The 18,464-nt window shown below is 46.3% G+C and carries 11 protein-coding genes and 1 tRNA gene; 6 read left to right on the forward strand and 6 right to left on the reverse strand.

The features are described from left to right. Positions 1-419: 419 nt before the first annotated feature. Positions 420-1,541 carry an amidohydrolase family protein gene (locus RIG66_RS29420; RefSeq protein ID WP_446382986.1) on the reverse strand — a complete coding sequence of 374 codons (1,122 nt, stop codon included), beginning with the start codon at positions 1,539-1,541 and terminating at the stop codon, positions 420-422. Positions 1,542-1,707: 166 nt separating this feature from the next. Between RIG66_RS29420 and RIG66_RS29425 the strand changes: the two genes are divergently transcribed. Next, positions 1,708-2,187 (forward strand): GNAT family N-acetyltransferase, encoded by a 480-nt coding sequence (locus tag RIG66_RS29425; protein WP_446382988.1) that lies wholly within the window; start codon positions 1,708-1,710, stop codon positions 2,185-2,187. A 164-nt stretch (positions 2,188-2,351) separates the two neighbouring features. Here RIG66_RS29425 and RIG66_RS29430 read toward each other — a convergent pair whose 3' ends face one another. The 3 genes from RIG66_RS29430 to RIG66_RS29440 all read right to left on the reverse strand — a co-directional run bounded on the left by RIG66_RS29430 (position 2,352) and on the right by RIG66_RS29440 (position 6,300). After that, positions 2,352-3,806: an adenylate/guanylate cyclase domain-containing protein gene (locus tag RIG66_RS29430; RefSeq protein ID WP_446382990.1), complete on the reverse strand. Its 1,455-nt coding sequence runs from the start codon at positions 3,804-3,806 to the stop codon at positions 2,352-2,354. Positions 3,807-3,993: 187 nt separating this feature from the next. Continuing rightward, positions 3,994-4,731, reverse strand: a complete 738-nt coding sequence (locus RIG66_RS29435; RefSeq protein WP_446382992.1) for a DUF1995 family protein — start codon at positions 4,729-4,731, stop codon at positions 3,994-3,996. A 300-nt stretch (positions 4,732-5,031) separates the two neighbouring features. Next, positions 5,032-6,300, reverse strand: coding sequence for a glycosyltransferase family 4 protein (locus RIG66_RS29440; protein WP_446382994.1), 1,269 nt, complete (start codon positions 6,298-6,300; stop codon positions 5,032-5,034). Between the two features lie 597 nt (positions 6,301-6,897). Here RIG66_RS29440 and RIG66_RS29445 point away from each other — a divergent pair. Beyond that, positions 6,898-6,986: transfer RNA gene (locus RIG66_RS29445), tRNA-Ser, on the forward strand. A gap of 132 nt (positions 6,987-7,118) precedes the next feature. On the opposite strand, the gene RIG66_RS29450 is transcribed toward RIG66_RS29445, so the two are convergent. Further along, complete coding sequence (locus RIG66_RS29450) at positions 7,119-8,570, reverse strand: isochorismate synthase (RefSeq protein ID WP_446383004.1); 1,452 nt, start codon at positions 8,568-8,570, stop codon at positions 7,119-7,121. Positions 8,571-8,766: 196 nt separating this feature from the next. Here RIG66_RS29450 and RIG66_RS29455 point away from each other — a divergent pair, with 196 nt between their 5' ends. The 3 genes from RIG66_RS29455 (at position 8,767) to RIG66_RS29465 (ending at position 13,734) form a co-directional block, all read left to right on the forward strand. Continuing rightward, positions 8,767-10,146 (forward strand): cytochrome P450, encoded by a 1,380-nt coding sequence (locus tag RIG66_RS29455; protein ID WP_446383006.1) that lies wholly within the window; start codon positions 8,767-8,769, stop codon positions 10,144-10,146. Positions 10,147-10,259: 113 nt separating this feature from the next. Further along, positions 10,260-11,171 (forward strand): 2-carboxy-1,4-naphthoquinone phytyltransferase, encoded by a 912-nt coding sequence (gene menA, locus RIG66_RS29460; protein WP_446382996.1) that lies wholly within the window; start codon positions 10,260-10,262, stop codon positions 11,169-11,171. Positions 11,172-11,937: 766 nt separating this feature from the next. Next, a complete protein-coding gene (locus RIG66_RS29465; RefSeq protein WP_446383008.1) occupies positions 11,938-13,734 on the forward strand; it encodes an alpha-glucosidase family protein in 1,797 nt (598 codons plus the stop codon). 46 nt (positions 13,735-13,780) lie between these two features. Here RIG66_RS29465 and cax read toward each other — a convergent pair whose 3' ends face one another. After that, positions 13,781-14,899 carry a calcium/proton exchanger gene (cax, locus tag RIG66_RS29470; RefSeq protein WP_446382998.1) on the reverse strand — a complete coding sequence of 373 codons (1,119 nt, stop codon included), beginning with the start codon at positions 14,897-14,899 and terminating at the stop codon, positions 13,781-13,783. Between the two features lie 725 nt (positions 14,900-15,624). On the opposite strand from cax, the gene RIG66_RS29475 reads away from it, so the two are divergent. Beyond that, positions 15,625-18,300, forward strand: a complete 2,676-nt coding sequence (locus RIG66_RS29475) for a DUF3536 domain-containing protein (RefSeq protein ID WP_446383000.1) — start codon at positions 15,625-15,627, stop codon at positions 18,298-18,300. Positions 18,301-18,464 lie beyond the last annotated feature (164 nt).

Here is an 18,464-nt window from a genome sequence, read left to right on the forward strand (position 1 = left end):
GTTTTGTACTCCAGTTAGGGTCAATTATCAATGTTAATCCCTAAACCCGCCCCTACAGATAGGATCTCGCTATATTAATTCTATGGAAAGGGCGGGTTTTGTACTTCAGTTAGGGTCAATTATCAATGTTAATCCCTAAACCCGCCCCTACAGATAGGATCTCGCTATATCAATTCTATAGAAAGGACGGGTTTTGTACTTCAGTTAGGAGCAATTATCAATATTAATCCCTAAACCCGCCCCTACAGAAACTACCTAAATCTAGATGCAATCAAAATGAAAATGCAATTGTTATTACAGCATTTCTCAGTCTAGTGAGGTACAGTAACAAGACGAGGTTAGCCTCTGTGAGAGCAAAAGTCTTATTCTCAATGTACCTCACCAGCATGGAAAAGGCTGTATGACCCATTAATTATTGTTTATGACTTTTCCAAATAAAGTTTTCGGGCATTGTCACAGAGAATCGCATAAGCAACTGATTCAGCTTCCTTTGCTGTCAAATCACCATCCTGAATCGCCCCATCTAACACCTGAATTAACACCTCTCGCCCCCATTTTGCGCCCAAATAATACAATTCTGGAATATTGTGAGCATCTGAGGAATACATCAGTTTACTGGTTGGCGTCAGTTCTAACAGTTGCTGAACCGTTCGACGCATTCCAGCACGACTCAAAAACGGAACGGCTAATCCAAAATCTAGATAGACTTGAGGATAAACGGATGCTAAATATCCAGCTTCCTGACTATAGGGATAAGCCGCGTGTAGTAGGACAATGGGGACGTTTTCAAAACGTTTATCTTCAAGGAGCGATCGCAGATGCAAGGGATTGCTCAAGCGCAGATCCAAATCCGGGTCACCAAACCCTGTATGAAATTGTATCGGTAACTGGTATTTGCCAGCAATTTCTAGAGCTTGGGTGATTACAAAATCAATAAATGGCTTGTCTGATAGGCGTAAGGATTGACTTGAGGTTGGCTTGATTTCATAAAATCGTTGTTTAGCAAACTCCTTCGGTGTCCATTGAATATCTAAACCTGTTCGGTAAGCAGCAACACTTTTAAATCCCACAATTTCAGCCGATGGTGGATCAAGCTGACTGCGAAACCGTTCCCAAAATGTCTTAAAATTGTCTGACTCTATAATCAGCTTTTCTGCTAGATATTCCAATCGCAAAATCCGCTGCACAGGCACAAATTGCTGATGCCATTCCAGTGGCAGAATATCACCGGGTAAAAAGCCATCATCGAGAAATATTGCCTCAAGGTTAGAACTCTGGAAACATTTCTGCGTGAGTTTTTCTAACCCTAGTTGCCTGCGATGTTCAAGAATTACAGCTTCTGTTGGCTCACAATCCAAAAGTTGAGCAATATCCCGTAAACTACGACGGTAGAACAGGCTATAACGGGCATGATGATTAACAATATCAGGGTGATACCCTTCCGTAAAAGCCGCTGTATAAGGATAACGTTTTGTGGCGGAGGGGTTCAGTAGGTTGTGAGCATGTTGATCGATCGCGGCAATGTCCCAGAGGTTGACCATTATTTTGAATTTATGGTTTATTATTCATAATTTAGTGTAGTTTCTGCCAATTTTACCAGTATGTACCATAGACATATTGAAAAGGTAGCACTGTTCTGTTGATGACAATTGCTCGAAAGTTAACTAAAGAGGATAATAAAACTCGACATGCTTTATTTTGTACACAATGAAAACCTATTACCGTGATTTTTTAATTCGTGACTGGGAACCGCGTGATCGCGTCAACGCTGCTGAGGTGATTGGTTCAGTCTTATCAGAATACGGCTTAACCTGGGAACCTAGGGGAGCTGATCGCGATGTGGTTGACGTCGAAACCTTCTATCAAACGGTTGGGGGAGAGTTTTGGGTGATTGAATACCAAGGTAAAGTTGTGGGAACCTCGGCGTATTATCCAGTCGAACGCGGCAAAAACGCTGTAGAAATTCGTAAAATGTACCTGCTTCCAGAGTTTAGAGGACAAGGACTCGGTAAATTTTTGTTGCAACAACTTGAGGAAACAATTGCCAACCGGGGTTTCCAAGAAATTTGGATTGAAACCGCTAGCGCCCTCAAAGAAGCCATCCAGCTTTATGAAAGTAGCGGCTATCAGCCAACCACAGGGGTAGAGACAAAGCGGTGCGATCGCGTTTATGTTAAACAACTATAGTATAGTTTTGAGTGTGTAGGGGCGGGTTTAGGGACTAACTTTGATAATTGACCCTAACTGGATTACAAAACCCGCCCTGACTGAATTTTGCATGAACTCCCATCTCCCTCATCTTCACCATCTTTCCCATCTTTCCCATCTCCCAGACGTGCCATGGCACATCTCTACAACTTCTGCTTCCCAACCAACCAATAGCTGATCATTTTCCCTTTTCCCTTAACCGCGATCGCGCCCCGTTCTTCAAATATATACTGATCCTGCAAACGCTCTTTTGTCGCCACCGTCACTTGAATTTTCCCCGGAAGTCCCAATGATTCCATGCGAGATGCCACATTCACCGCATCTCCCCAAAGATCATAACTGAACTTTTTGATCCCAATTACACCAGCCACTACCAAACCCGTATTAATGCCAATGCGAATTTGGAAGGGTTCCCCTTGTGGTGTTTTAAACTGTTGAATGGCTTGTTGCATATCCAACGCCATGTTTGCAATTGCCTCAGCATGATGATCATTCGCGATCGGTAAACCTGCCACCGCCATATAAGCATCGCCAATGGTTTTGATTTTCTCAATGCCATGTTTTTCGGCTAATTTATCAAAAATAGAGAAAATATTATTTAATAAATTCAGCAGTTCTAAGGGAGACATTTGAGCCGAAAGGTGCGTAAATCCGACAATATCAGCAAATAAGATAGTCGCTTCTGTAAATTGTTGGGCTAAACTTCCCTCAAACTGTTTTAATTGGTCAGCAATAGGCTTGGGTAAAATGTTGAGCAATAACCGTTCTGACTTTTCTTGTTCTAAACGCAGAGCCTGTTCCGCTTTTATCCGATCACTAATATCGGATTGGATGCCGACAAAATGAGTCAAATTATTTCTATCATCATAAATGGGCGAAATTGTCAATTCATTCCAGAATGGTGTTCCATCTTTCCGGTAATTGAGTAAGGTAACGGTGCAATTTTCTCCGGCTTTAATCGCCGCACGGAGTTGCTCAACGGCTGGCTGACTGGTATCTTTTCCTTGCAAGAAACGACAATTATAACCCAGTACTTCAGCGTCAGAGTAACCCGTGATTCTCTCAAAGGCAGGATTAACATAGATAAGCGGCATATCTGGCAAACGCGCATCAGCAATGACAATGCCGACACTGCTGGCTGCGATCGCTTGATCGCGTAGCTTAACGGTTTCCTGGACTCCTTTTCGATATGCGTGACTACCTCGCCAATTGCTTCCGGTGACATCTTGGGCGATGCCATGGCTTACACTATTGTGATAGGCTCCCAAACGCCAAGATAGCCAACGATAGCTTCCGTCTCGGCAACGAAAGCGATTTTTAAGGCGAATTGGGGTTTTATTATCCTGGAGAGTGTGACATTGATTCTCCATATCAAAAGTGAATGCCACATCATCAGGATGAACAAACTCTAACCAAGGGCGCGATCGCAGTTCATCTAACGTCCAGCCTAGAGTCTTTTCCCAAACTGAGTTGAGTTCTCTAAAATACCCGTTACTATCACGGATACACAACAAATCAGCAGAAAGAGCGAAAAAGGCTTGGAGAGATGCTTCCCCATGGAATAGGTTTGGCTCATTCTCCTCACAAGAAGGATTCATTGGACATGTTCCAGGGAAGATTTACGGTCGGTTTTTGCACCCTCTATCAAAATTTTTTATGCAATTTCAATTATTACATTGGCGTCATAAAGTGTAGAATCATATCATAGATAGCGCTTTTTCAACATTTTTGCGAAAAAGACGCTAGAGATAGTGGGTTTTTGGCGTTTAGCGTTTAGATGTTTGATTAACGACTCAATGCGTCTAAAAAGCTCTGTAGTGTAGAGAGAAACCCTGGTTTTTTGGGGGCAGGCGCGTCTTCTGAGTCACCGCTACCCGTTACTTTAGCAATAATCAGTTCTATGGCATCTCCTACAGGTTTTTGCGGTTCTTCAGCAATAAGCTGATAGGCATTTTCCTTTTCCAGCCAGATTTGCCATAGTCCCGGATAAACCCGAAGTAGAGCCGCTCCATCCAGAGGTTGGACGTAGTAACAAGAAGTTAGGGTACTGAGAAACCGTTCACGGAGTTGACGGGCGGCGTAGCCAATACCCACCACTTTCAGATCTTCAAGCTGAGGCGTGAGTAAGACACAGGGGCGATCGCCTGCCAAATTGCAGAGTGTTTCCACTTGACTCACTTCCACCGCCGAAGGGGAAACAATCAAAAACGCCTCATCCTCTGGCTGAATCCTACTTTCGACAGGGGAGCGACTTGTGCCAATGTCTGTCACTTTAAACGGTGTTTCCCCCCAGTCTCGACGGGCAAGTGCCGCCGCCCCAGCATCAGGGAAGAGAACCTTTAGCCCCGAACCATACTGTTCAAAGATCGGGGTAAATTGCCATGCAATGGATTGGGCTTGCAGGGCAATCTCTGGAAACACTAACTCGACTTGCAGGCGAGTGTATCCATCATTGAGGGCGGCTTGTGTGGCTTCGCGAGCTTGAGCGATCGCTTCGTCTAATGTTTGAGGAAGTTCAGCCATCGGTCATTTGTCCTTTGTCCTTTGTCCTTTATCCTTGATTTTTTGTTCGTCGTGTCCTTTCAATTGTAACGAACTATGAATCACAAACGGGAACAGGGAGTCGTTTTGAATTTTGAGTTTTGATCGCCCCCGATCCGACCAATGTTTAAGACTTGTAGCGATTAGGTCTGAAGCGTGATTGCACCAAGGCATAAAAAGCCAGCGCTCTCCCGTGAGGGGAGCGTCTGGTACATCATTGATGAATCCCCTTTCCTTTAGAATGTAGGGGATTCGGAAGAGTGATTGTCAGCGCTGAGTCGTTTACGCGCTGGCTTGTTCCAACACCTGGGAGGAGTTTCGGACTAACTGGAGATAAAGATCACTGAGTTGATGCGCGACACCATCCCAGCTAAACTTTTCCTCCACTCGCCGTCTTGCCCTTTGACCCAATTGATTGCGCCAGTCGGGGTGAGATAGAATGCGGTCTATTGCCTCAGCAAAAGCCACCTCATCTTTAGGGGGTGCCAGTAATCCGGTTTCTTCGGGTACGACAGTAAATTGCAACCCACCGACATCACTGGCAATAACTGGTGTACTACAAGCCATGGCTTCAATTGCCACCAGACCAAAGGGTTCATAGTGACTGGGAACCACACAGACATCAGCCGCCGTATAGTAAACCGATAGAAGTTCGTCGCTAATGCGTCCGGTAAATGTGGTAATATCCCTCATCCCCAGTTCATCAACGATCGCCTCAATCCGTTCTCGCTCAATCCCATCACTATGACCGGGACGTGATCCGCCACCAATAATCAGTTTCACTTGGGGATCATGGCGTATCTGAGAGCAACCCACAGCGCGAACCAGAGTTTCTATACCTTTACGCGGATCAAAGCGTCCCACATAAAAGATGATTTTTTCATCAGGATTCCATCCTAATTCAAGTCTTGCTTGAGTGCGGTCAATCGCCCCAAAGCGTTGAATGTCTGTGCCACAGGGAATGATCTGAATATGACCCTTACTCGAAACCAGCGATCGCATGTGGTCTTTTTCCTGGGGAGATGTAGCCACAGTGCGATCGGCTGTCTCTAACACCGCTTTTTCCACATCCAAGCGAGTACCAGCAATCATGGGGATCGCTTCGACTGACTGGTACTTAACCGCACCTAGAGAATGGTAAGTATGAACTTGGGGAATCGATTGCCGTTTTTTCCACTGCATTCCCACCCAAGCGGAAAGCCAATAGTTGGTATGCACCAGGGAATACCGAACACCTTCCCACTCCTGAAACCTCAGCAAATTATCTAAGAACTCGCCAGTATAGCCAAAGATCTTATCCCGTGGGACAAATGCCTCCGGACCGGCTTTCAAACGAATAGTCCGACAACGTGGACTATGGTCTACGATGACAGGATCATCAGCATTGGCTTTTCGGGTAAACATATCTACATGCCATCCCAGATGGGCAAGGGCTTCACCCAAATGGCGCACGTAAACATTCTGTCCACCCGCTTCTTCCTTACCAATTTCCACAGCGGGATCGCCATGAACTGAGATGAGAGCAATATGCTGTCTACGTTTACTGGTCATAAGTTGGTCTAATCCTCGATTTCAACAAGGGTTAAGCTTAATTAAGCGTTTGATGCTTGTGCGGCTTTTCCCTCCGCTCAGATTTTTGGTTGAGAAAACCTTAAACGCTGAGGGCTTTGTCCGCATCAGACTACAGGATGGTAAATGCTGTGAACCCTTAACTTACAAGCAACCAAGGGTGAATTAACCCTTGAGTGGGAAGACTTGTGCCACATTTCCCTCCCTTTTACTTTTCGCAGAAAGAATTAACTAACTGAAACGACGCCGGATTGGGCTGGTAATTCCCTACTATAGAGCTTGAGAAATGAGTTCCTCTTTCAGGTCATGGACGGCTTTACCAGACTACACCAAATTTCATCGGAAACCTCATCATTGTTGTACATAGCTTAAAGGGTGCAGACTTAGCAATAGCTAATGAAAAGAGCTGAGTTTTACTCGTTTGAAAAGAGTATAGCCTCTAGAAATCCAAGTTGCAATATGTAAAGAAAAATTTAGTTATGTAAAGACGCACACAACCGGATAGGGTGAGTAATTTGCATCCACCCACCACTAGACAAAAAGGGGTTGTAATCTGCTATGATAGTCAAGCACCGCCTTGGAGAGGTGGCTGAGTGGTCGAAAGCGGCAGATTGCTAATCTGTTGAAGTGTTTAGGCGCTTCCGAGGGTTCGAATCCCTCCCTCTCCGTTTTATTAACTCCTCCAGTTGAACTAAGCTATTGGTTCAGCGTTTGCCGTAGCCAGAAATCAGTCATCCTGATATGACAGTGGCTGGGATAGCAGCGAACAGGACAAAGGACAAAGGACGAATGACGAATGACTAAAGCAATGCTTTGAGTAATGCCTGAAGCTTGAGTTGGATTTCTGCCAGTTCTTTGTCGGGGTCAGAACCCGCCACAATTCCCGCCCCCGCGTAGAGTCTAGCGCGGTAGGTGTTGTCATGATTTAGAGAAGACGGGTTGCTGTCGATTAATGCTGAACGAATACCGACAATGAACTCACAATTGCCTTGATAGTCAATCCAACCTAACGGGGCTGCATAGAGGGAACGGTCAAAGGTTTCGTAGCGGCGGATCTGTTCTTGAGCAATCTGGGTAGGAACACCGGCTACAGCAGGGGTAGGATGAAGCTGGGCAACAATGTCTAGGGGATGGACATTGGTAAACAGTTGTGCTTGGATTGGTGTCCATAGATGCTGGATATTAGAGAGTTTAAGCAGTTGGGGCGCAGGTAAGTATTGGGGGATGAGTCCCAACTCAGATAGGCGTTGAGTGATAAAATCTAGGACAAATTGGTGTTCACGCTGCTCTTTTTCAGAACCAAGCAAGCGATCGCCAAACTCAGCATCTTCAGTGGCTGTCCTTCCACGAGGCGCTGATCCAGCTAAGGCATCCGTTACCAACAGATGGTCACGAATACTAATTAACCGTTCAGGACTCGCACCGAGAAAGTTCTGTCCTTTACCATTGCTGGCACAAAAGATATAACAATCCGGATGGCGTTGGCGCAGATTCTCCAGGGAGTGGATGACGTTAAAGGGTTGGTGGGAAAAAATATCAACGGCATTAGCCAGAACAATTTTACTAAATTCATTGGCATCGATAAAATTTAAGGCGGCGACCACGGCTGACTTAAAGGCTTCAGTATTTATGGATTTGGGCGGGATAAATGGAGAACAATTAATCCGAGTCAGCGAACTGGGTTTATGCTCTGAAAATTTAATTTCAGCAATTTGATCATATAGGTCTTGCAAGAGTCGTTTAATGTTGACGTGAGGATCAACTTGAACATTCGCCACTACTGTACCGCTATTCCCCCGAAACGCCACTTGCCACCGAGGAAGAAAAATGGTAGCGGCTCGAAATGGGGACGGTTGATTTAAAGCAAAAAATGTAAAAAAGCAAAAAAAGTGCGGTCCGGAAAACGAGATCGTTTGATTTTGTTGAAGCCAAATCCAAGTGTCTTTTAGATAATTATGAATGACAGTCTTAGCGTGTTGGAATCGATTGATTCCTTCAAGTTCAGCATAGATAGTCGCATCAATAGCCAGAATCGCTTCATTTTCCTTTCTTTTTTCTAAGTAAAACTGGAATGACTGAGTTCCACCAAGAATCTGGAGTACCGCCAGTGGATCAACCCTGGGAATTTGCACAGAAATACTGGCAATTTGAGTGCAGCCTTTCTCAAGAGATGCCTGCTGACAAGCGACAAGGAACTGGTATAGCTCCTTGTAGTCTGGCAAGCGATCCGTATGAGATGATAAATACGCCATGTACAAGAGGATTGCAGATTTTCGGTGATCCAGGCAAGACAGTTTCCCCAGATGTCGGCTACACGACTCAACGTCTGCCTTTCTATCTACCATTGCATATTTTGCCCAGTCAGCCATAAGGGAGTTAATCCAGTTGACTGAATCCCCCGCCTTATGGGTAAAGTGTTACCTGTTGCCTCAGCCCGGAAAAAGTGGAATGAAATTGCCTGATGGTCCAACGTTGCCGTTTTTTGTGCAAACGCTGCAACTCATCGCTGATCCGCTTAAATTTCTCGACCTCTGTACGCAGCGTTACGGAGATGCCTTTACCCTCCGCTTACTAGGTCGGAACTCCCCACCTGTGGTCTTTTTCAGCCACCCCCAGGCAATTCAATCCATATTTACCACCTCCTCTGATAAATTTGAGTTGGGTAAAGTCACCGATGTCTTCCGCCCCCTGACGGGTTCTACCTCGCTGATTATGTTAGATGGACAGCAACACCAGGTCATGCGGGGGTTGTTGATGCCGCCTCTGCATGGGAAGCAGTTGCCCACCTACAGTCGGCTTATACGTGATATTACAACCGATGCGATCGCGGATTGGCAGCCCGGATCATCCCTTCCCATTCGGGACTACATGTCGGAAATTTCCCTCCAAGTCATCTTACGGGTGGTGTTTGGTCTTAATTCGGGCGATCGCTATGACAGGCTTAAACAACTGATTGAACCATTCTTGAACAATATCACCTCCCCCCTGAACTCAATTCATTTTTTCTGGACACCATTGCAGCAAGATTTGGGTGGGTGGAGTCCCTGGGGCAAGTTTGTCAGGCAACGGCAGCAAATTGATGATTTAATTTATGAACAGATTGCCCACCGTCGCATTCAACCGGAGGGAGATGATATCCTTTCTCTGCTCATGTCTGCCCGTGCTCAAACGGGTCAATCGCTGACCGATGTCCAGTTACGTGATCAGTTAATCACCTTGTTATTACTGGGTCATGAAACCACGGCGTCTGCTTTGGCGTGGGCGTTTTACTGGCTGCATCGTCAGCCGTTATGCTTAGAAAAATTAACACAAGAGTTAGACAGCTTGGGTGAGAATCCAGACCCTGACGCGATCGCGCAACTCCCCTATCTTACGGCTGTCTGTAAAGAAGCGCTACGAGTGTACCCGATTGCCTTAATTGCTCAACCGCGTCAGGTGAGAGCATCGGTGCAGATCCAAGGGTATGAATTGGAGCCAGGAGCGATCGCGGTGCCTTGTATTTATTTAACCCACCGTCGCCAGGATGTCTATCCCGAACCTGACCAGTTTAAACCCGAACGCTTTATGCATCAGCAGTTTTCCCCGTATGAGTATTTCCCCTTCGGCGGCGGTAGTCGTAGCTGTATCGGTATGGCGTTGTCCCTCTTTGAAATGAAGCTGGTTCTGGCAACGGTTCTATGCCGTTATCAGTTGGCGATTGATCCCAACACGTCTGTACAACCGTGGCGACGAGGGATTACCATTGTTCCCTCTAAGGCTTGTCCCATGGTGGTGAAGACCCAGCGTCATGTTCATTCAGCTAGAGAAAAAGTCATAAGTTATCAGTAATACGTTGTAAAATAGAGTACCTTTTTGATCCGATTTCTAGACCCAAACCGGGAAAACAAGAATTTATTGCTAATTGGATCAGCGCTAGTTTACTGGATGTCTAACTTGCTATCATGACCACAAAGTTCATTGCTCATTCCCAAAATAAGTTATGGTTAGCGGCGCTTAAACCACCGATGTATAGCGTGGCTATCATTCCCATTTGGATTGGTACGGCTGTAGCCTACCGGGAAACTCATCTGATTCACTGGGACATATTTGGCACATTTTTACTGTCAGCTATTTTAATTATTGCTTGGCTTAACCTTAGTAATGATGTATTTGATTCAGAGACAGGGATTGATCAAAATAAACCCCATTCACTGGTGAATTTAACCGGGAATAAAGCGTTAATTTTTGGGTTGAGTAATCTATTTTTAGCCGCAGGTATCCTGGGAATCATCGCGATCGCGTGGTGGCAACGGGATTGGACGGTGATTGGCATTGTCTTGCTTTGCTGCGCTTTGGGGTATAGTTACCAAGGTCCTCCCTTCCGCCTGGGTTACCAAGGGTTAGGTGAGGTTATTTGCTTTTTTACCTTCGGTCCTATGGCAGTGGCGGCGGCTTACTACTCCCAAGCCCAAACCTTCTCGTCAACGGGGTTAGCTGCCTCAATCATTATCGGCATTAGTACCTCGATTATTTTATTTTGCTCCCATTTCCATCAAGTTGAGGACGATATAGCCGCCGGAAAGCGATCGCCGATTGTTCGCTTGGGAACTCAACGTGGTGCTAAACTCCTCCCTTGGTTAAGCGGCAGCATTTTTGCCTTGACTGCTTTGTTTATTGTGTTTGGAATGTTTCCGATTTGGACAGGATTAATCGTTCTGAGTTTACCCTTTGCTGTTGAGTTAGTCCAGCATGTTGGCGACTATCATGATCAACCGACGAAAGTCAGCAATTGTAAATTTATCGCCGTTAAGCTGCATTTTTGGAGTGGACTCTTGTTTGGCTGGGGCTTTGTTCTCTCGAATCTTTCTCTCTAATTGACACTCCCCCGCTTGAAAGACGAGGGATTCTTCGTTCATCCAATCACCTTAGAGTATTGATTCTCATCAATACACGCATAGGGCGAGTTGTCCCGAAGCGTTTATCCAATTCGCTCGGTGTGTAACAGGCAAGAATAAGGATTTGAGGTTGGTTAACATTTATTAGTACAACGTACAGAATGTATGTCCAGGTACTTCCTCTAGGATACTCAGAATTCTGCTTTGGAGAGGATGCTGCGATATTTGGGCAGGAGTTCTATTGATCCCCAGCCCTGGTTGAGATAGTAGTATCATAAAGTAAGGTATAAAAAAATAAATTAAACTATTTCACAGCCTCCAGCGTTGAAGCTAGGAGCTTTTTTGACTGAACTTAAAATAAAATTGCCGCCATTGATGTCCATCTCTTGAACGATATAGGGATGAGTCAGTGTTAATCCCTTGGAGAGAGGTAAGTCTAAGTGCCAGAACCTTACAATTTAGTTAGTCGTCCATGATTCACTCACCTGAGTAGGCTGAAGCGCTCTAAGCTGAGTGAAGTTCATGCACCAGTATTAAGGTTGGTTAATACTCAGGAAAGAATCTCGCATAGATACTGACTGTGAGTGTAAGATTGGCAGGCGGCTGAGGTTCATCCCCTTTAATAGAATCCCAACCTAAATAAAAAGAAGGAGAACTATTGAGGTTGAAGTCAATGAGTTTCAGCCAATTTAATTCGTCCTTATTTCTAAACTCATCATTAACAAAGGATTCAATTATGCAACTTATGGATATGTCAAAGCCCCACAAAAGTACTTCAACGAACAGAGAAGCTTGGTGGCAAACTCCTGTACTTAATCGTCGGGCATGGACGTGGGAAGATGCGCGTAATGTGAAACACCAAGGTGAATGGTGGCAGAATGCAGTTATTTATCAGATTTCCCCGCAGAGTTTTAAAGACAGTGATGGCAATGGTGTCGGTGACTTGAATGGGATTATTGAACAACTCGATTACATTGCCTCTCTCGGTGTCGATGCCATCTGGCTGTGTCCGATTTATGAATCCCCGATGGAAGATTTTGGCTATGACATTACCGATATGCGGGATATCGACCCGCTTTTTGGCTCTCTAGAGGATTTTAAACGATTACTGGCAGTGTCTCACTCCATGGGATTGAAAGTTCTGCTGGATCAAGTTTGGAGTCATACCTCTGATAAGCATCCCTGGTTTCTCGAAAGTCGGCAAAATAAAAATAATCCTAAGGCAGATTGGTATATTTGGGCAGACCCTAAGCCTGATGGTTCACCCCCCAACAACTGGTTATCCGCATTTATGGGTCACAGTGCTTGGCAATGGGGACCCGAACGTAAACAATTTTATATGTACAATTTCTTAAAAAGTCAACCTGACCTGAACTGGCATAACCCAGATGTGGTTGACGCAATTTTGGAACGGGCAAAATTCTGGTTGGATTTAGGAATTGATGGGTTCCGCATCGATGCGCCTAACTTTTTCATGCACGACGCCCAATTACGGGATAACCCCGTTCGTCCGGAGGATGCCTCTTTACCTGATGGTGTCGCCCCCGATAATCCTGTGGTTCGGCAACTGTTTAAGTACAACTTCTGCCGTCGAGAAACCTTAGATGCCCTCAAACCTATCCGTGATCTAATGGATCAGTATCCGGGTACGGTTGCCTTAGGCGAAGTAACCTTCTGTGAAGACTCGATTGCCCTTGCCAGTGAATTTGTAGCAGGTGATGAACGCTTACACATGGCATATCATAGCGGACTTCTCATCGATGAACCCATCAGCGCCAAACTCATGCGCCAGATGATGGAAAAAGTGTTAAGTCACTTTACCGAAGGTGGTGATTGTTGGATTGTCGGCAATCATGACTATGGTCGCTTGCGATCGCGCTGGACTGGAAAGGATGCTCAGGGAAATCCTTATCCAGAAGAATTTTATCACATGATCGCCGCACTGCTACTTTCTTTACCGGGTGCAATCTGTCTCTACCAGGGAGATGAACTAGGTTTAACTGAGGCAAGAATCCCTGAAGATATTCCGGTGGACGATATAAAAGACCCCTTTGGTCAAGCCCTTTACCCGGCAATTAAAGGACGAGACGGTTCGCGCACACCAATGCCCTGGCAAGCGGATGTCCCCCATGCTGGATTTACCACGGCGGAAAAACCCTGGCTACCTGTTGCCGATTCCCATTATCAACGGGCGGTGAATCTGCAAAATCGAGATCCGAACTCCTTGCTAAATACCTGGCGTCGTTTACTTCACTGGCGCAAAAAACAACCGGCATTAGAAGCAGGCAACTTGGAAATTCTGGAGACAGAGGAACCGATTTTTGCCTTTATCCGGGACTATGCAGAACAGCGAATCCTGTGTGTTTTCAATTTGAGTAACGAATCTGCCCGCTATGACTTGTCGGGATATCCAGGGTGTAAGGAAACCGAAGGATTAGGCTTTATCACGAATCGTCAGGGTGAGACGCTGGAAATTCCTGGCTATAGTGTCTTCTTTTGTAATATGCCCCCAACCTGTGATTATCAACTGAAGTCGAATTAAGGGTAGCGTGTAGAGACGTTGCATGCAACGTCTCTACATTTGTTGGTTATGCTAATCCTTCCACAACCGGATGGAAGTAAAATGCCAACCCCAACACCAAATAAGCCGCAATTAGCAAAATTCCCTCCAACCAGTTCGACTTCCCATCAGAACTAATGGAATTGGCGATTAACACCGCTACAGCTACAGCTACCAGTTCAAAGGGGTTAAAATCCAAATCCATCGGCTGACCCAAAAACCAACCCGCAATCACCAAGACAGGGGCGACAAACAGGGCAATTTGTAAACTTGATCCCACCGCCACCGACACCGACAAATCCATCTTATTTTTCATCGCCACAGTCACCGCCGTAGCGTGTTCGGCGGCATTGCCAATAATGGGCAATAGAATCACCCCTGTAAATAGGGCAGTTAATCCTAACTGGGAGGTAGCTTCCTCCAACGTCCCCACCAATAGTTCCGACTCTAACGCCACCAAAAGGGTGACTCCAAGTAACACGCCAATCCACAAGCCTAAATTCACCTTATGTTCCGGTTCCTCGGTGGAGGAGGAAACATCGTTTCCCTCTTGGGACTCAACATTCACCATGCCCACATCCAACAGATAGCTGTGGGTTTTCATCGAAAATAATAAGGTAAGAGCATAAACCACAATCAACACCCCCGCCACAGCAACCGATAATCTTTGTAACGTCGCTTCATCAATGTCAGGCGTCGTAGCATCCATCGCCGTCGGTAGCAACATGGCAATGACAGCCAAATTCATTGAGGACGCATTTACCCGTGCCACAATCGGTTGAAAGTCCTGTTCCTTGTAGCGTAATCCCCCCAAAAGCATAGATAAGCCCATCACCAGCAGCAAGTTGCCAATAATTGATCCCGTAATCGTGGCTTTAACCACATTGACTAAGCCAGCATTGAGGGCAATCAGGGCAATAATCAGTTCTGTCGCATTACCAAACGTGGCATTCAGCAACCCGCCCAAGGTAGGTCCTGCTACAACCGCAATTTCCTCCGTCGCCGTTCCCATCCACGCCGCCAAGGGAACGATCGCCAAACAGGAGGTAATAAAGACTATAGCTGATCCCCATTCCAGAAAATGCGCGGCGATGGAAATGGGGACAAAAAGTAACAACAGTGACAGAATCGTGTTTTTGTTTAGCATATAAGAACCAGCAAAGAGGCACAGATTTACGTTAACGGTCAGGATTGGTATTTGTCATTGGTCATTGGTTATTGGTCATTGGTCATTTGTCGAACAGAGCTTGCACTCTATCGGGGCAGGTTTAGTGATATCAGGGTGAATATCTAATGGTAATGGTAAAACCTGCCCCTACATACAGACGCTTCTGGCATACCGGGAAGGAACATGACTCCCCCATCACCCCATCACACCCTTATCCCTGCAACTTCCCAGGAAGATGTGCAATAATCGGCAAGAGTTGCTATAGTGCGTCTAAGTTTTGTGAACTGACCGCAACGTTATATGAAGTTTTATCGATTTTCAGTAAATCTTGCGGTTGAATAAAAAACTGAAGGGACAGATTGTTACACGTTCATCCCCAAATGCAAGTTTAGCCACTGGTGTCAATGCTTTTTTCTAAGGATCTGGGTATACATTCCGTACACTGTACTAAGAAATGATAAGGAGACTCAAATCCTTACAAAGGACAAAGGACAGGACAAAGGACGAATGACGAATGACAATCCTCACCGTTAACTTTACTTTTGTCCGACTACTTATACCGAGCTGGCGTTCTCTACTGAAATGGCTAGCTTCCAACCTAAAATTCGTTTAGCGAATCTCTCAACTTATCCCTACTCAAAAGCGAAAATGACTAGAGTAAGGGAATCTGTCTGACTCGTTTTCTGTGGAATTTGGTGATCTAAATGACTTCTGCTGCTGAACTTTCAGCTTCACAAGCTGCGGCAAATCCCATCCCTACCTTATCCGAGGAGGCTGGGCAAGACCATGATCCCCTACAGACAGCTAGGGGCGTCTACGTAACGGTTCACGGGCATTTTTATCAACCCCCCCGTGAAAATCCTTATCTGGATACTATTGAACGTCAGCCCTCGGCGGCTCCGTTTGATAACTGGAATGAGCGGATTCATCACGAATGCTATCGCCCCAACGCCTTTGCCCGGGTGTTAAATGGTTGCGGCGAAGTGGTGGGGATCGTTAATACCTTTGAATATCTCAGCTTTAATATTGGTCCGACGCTGATGTCGTGGCTAGAACGCTACGACATGGAAGTGTATGAGCGGATAATAGAGGCGGATCGCAAGAGTTGTCAACGGCTCAACGGTCACGGTAATGCGATCGCGCAAGTCTATAACCATATCATTCTTCCCCTCGCCAATGAACGGGATAAATACACTCAAATCCGCTGGGGAATGGAAGATTTCCGCTCTCGCTTTGGTCGTGATCCTGAAGGGATGTGGCTGGCGGAAACGGCGGTAGATTACCCCACCCTGGAAGCGTTAGTGGCAGAAGGGATTAAGTTTATTATTCTTGCTCCCTCCCAAGCCGAACGCTGTCGGGTTTTGCCAACCGAAGACAATCCTGATCCTAAATGGCATGAAGTAGGTGGGGGTCAGATTGATCCCAGCCGCCCTTACCGTTGTTTCCTGGAAAGCGGTGAATTTATCGACATCTTTTTCTACGACGGTCCCATCTCACGGGATATGGGGTTTAGTGATGTTCTCAGTAGTTCCGAACATTTTGCGGGTCGTTTAGGGATCGCGATTCATGGAGATCACCGTCCCTCCCAAATTATCAGTGTGGCAACCGATGGGGAAACCTTCGGACATCACAAACGCCACACGGAAATGTGTATCGCCCATGCTTTTACCCAAGTCTTTCCCCGCCGGAACTGGACGGTGACTAACTTTGCTCATTACCTCAGCATTAGTCCACCAACGTGGGAAGTGATTCTCAAACCCGTCACCGCTTGGAGTTGTTCCCACGGCGTCAACCGTTGGCAAGATGACTGCGGCTGTGGCGGCGGCGGGGGTTGGCATCAAAAATGGCGGCGTCCCCTGCGAGAAAGTTTGAACTGGCTGCGGGATCAGTTGATTCCGGTGTATGACGAGAGGGGGCGTCAGTTTTTCCGTGATCCTTGGGCGGCGCGGGATGAATATATCCAAGTGCTGCGCGATCGCATCGCGTCTCGGAACGAGAATCGCTCTGGGGAAAATGTGAAGCAATTTCTCAACCGTCACAGCGTTGCGCCCCTCTCTCCCACCGACCAAATCGATGCCCTGCGGCTGTTGGAAATGCAACGCCACGCCATGCTGATGTATACCAGTTGTGGCTGGTTCTTTGAGGAAATCTCTCGTCCAGAAGGGGTACAGATTTTACGCTATGCGGCGCGGGCGTTGGAGTTAGCTGGGGAGGTGGCGGGTATCCAGCTTGAGCTAGGGTTCTTGGAACGCCTACTTGTAGCACCGAGTAATGTAGACTGCTTTAAAACCGGGGATGTGGTCTATCGGCAACTGGTGGTGTCGTCGCAAATTACCTTTCAACAAGTTGCTGCCCATTACGCGATTAGTTCCTTATTTACCAACTATTCCCAACAAGAACGCCTCTACTGCTACGAAGCCCACCAGCTTGACTATCAACTCCAACGCATGGGTTCACTGACATTAGCAGTGGGTCAATTGCGACTGGTGTCGGAGATTACCTGGGAAAATATGGAATTGGTGTTTGCCGTTCTCCATATCGGTGGCTGGGACTTCCACTGCTGTATTCAACCCTTTACCGGACGTCGGGCATATACCCAGTTGAGGGATCAGATTTTTGATGCCCTCAAGCAAGCCAGTGCTGCCCATACGATTCTGGCAATGAATCAGATGTTTGGTGAGCAGTCGTTCAGTTTACAGAATCTGTTTGCTGAGGAACGGCAACGGATTATGCAGCTAATTAGTCAGGAAACCCTGACCCGATTAGATCAGCTGTATAACCAGATGTACCGGGATAATTACGGTGTGTTGATGGCATTCCATCGGGATGAATTGCCCGTACCGAAGGAATTGCAAGTGGCAGCAGAAATTGCTTTATCCAACCGTTGTCTGATTGCGATTAAAGCGTTAGACATGGAGGTGAGTGATCCCCAAGCTATCAATGCTCAGATTGCTGAATTGGAAGCGATCGCCACAGAAGCGGGACATCTACGCTGTCATCTGAACATCCCAGAAGCCAAGCCAACGCTGGAAACCTTAATTTGGCGATCGCTGTGGCAACTTTTGCATGAGGGTGATCCCGATACCCTCGGCGATGATATCCGCCAGATTGATCGGTTGATTGAGATTGGCAATCGGTTAAGCCTTGGTTTAGCGTTAGACCGTTGTCAGGAACTCTATTTCAACTGTTTACACACCTCAATCGTGCCGCAGTGTGAACTGGCAATTCAAGCCCAGCGCCTGAGTGACCAAAAGAATGGACATGATCAGGCGCAGCTTATGGCGGCAAATCCTTGGACAATTATCCGACTACGCCAGTTGCTTCAGCTTGGTCAACTGTTGTCTGTGGAAGTGAGTCCTTGGTTAAGTCATTTGATGTAGATAGTAGGGGCTTGGTAACCAAGCATTGGTGTCAACTTAAGCCACATTACCCACGATAGGATACTGGGTGTGGGGTATGGGGTGTGGGGTGTGGGGGGAGCGAGCAATTTTGGCTCACTATGTATTAAAGTTTCCTGTTTGGAAAAAACGTTGTGGATGAATAG

Origin of the sequence: Coleofasciculus sp. E2-BRE-01 (assembly GCF_040221695.1) — a bacterium.
GTDB lineage: Bacteria > Cyanobacteriota > Cyanobacteriia > Cyanobacteriales > Coleofasciculaceae > Coleofasciculus.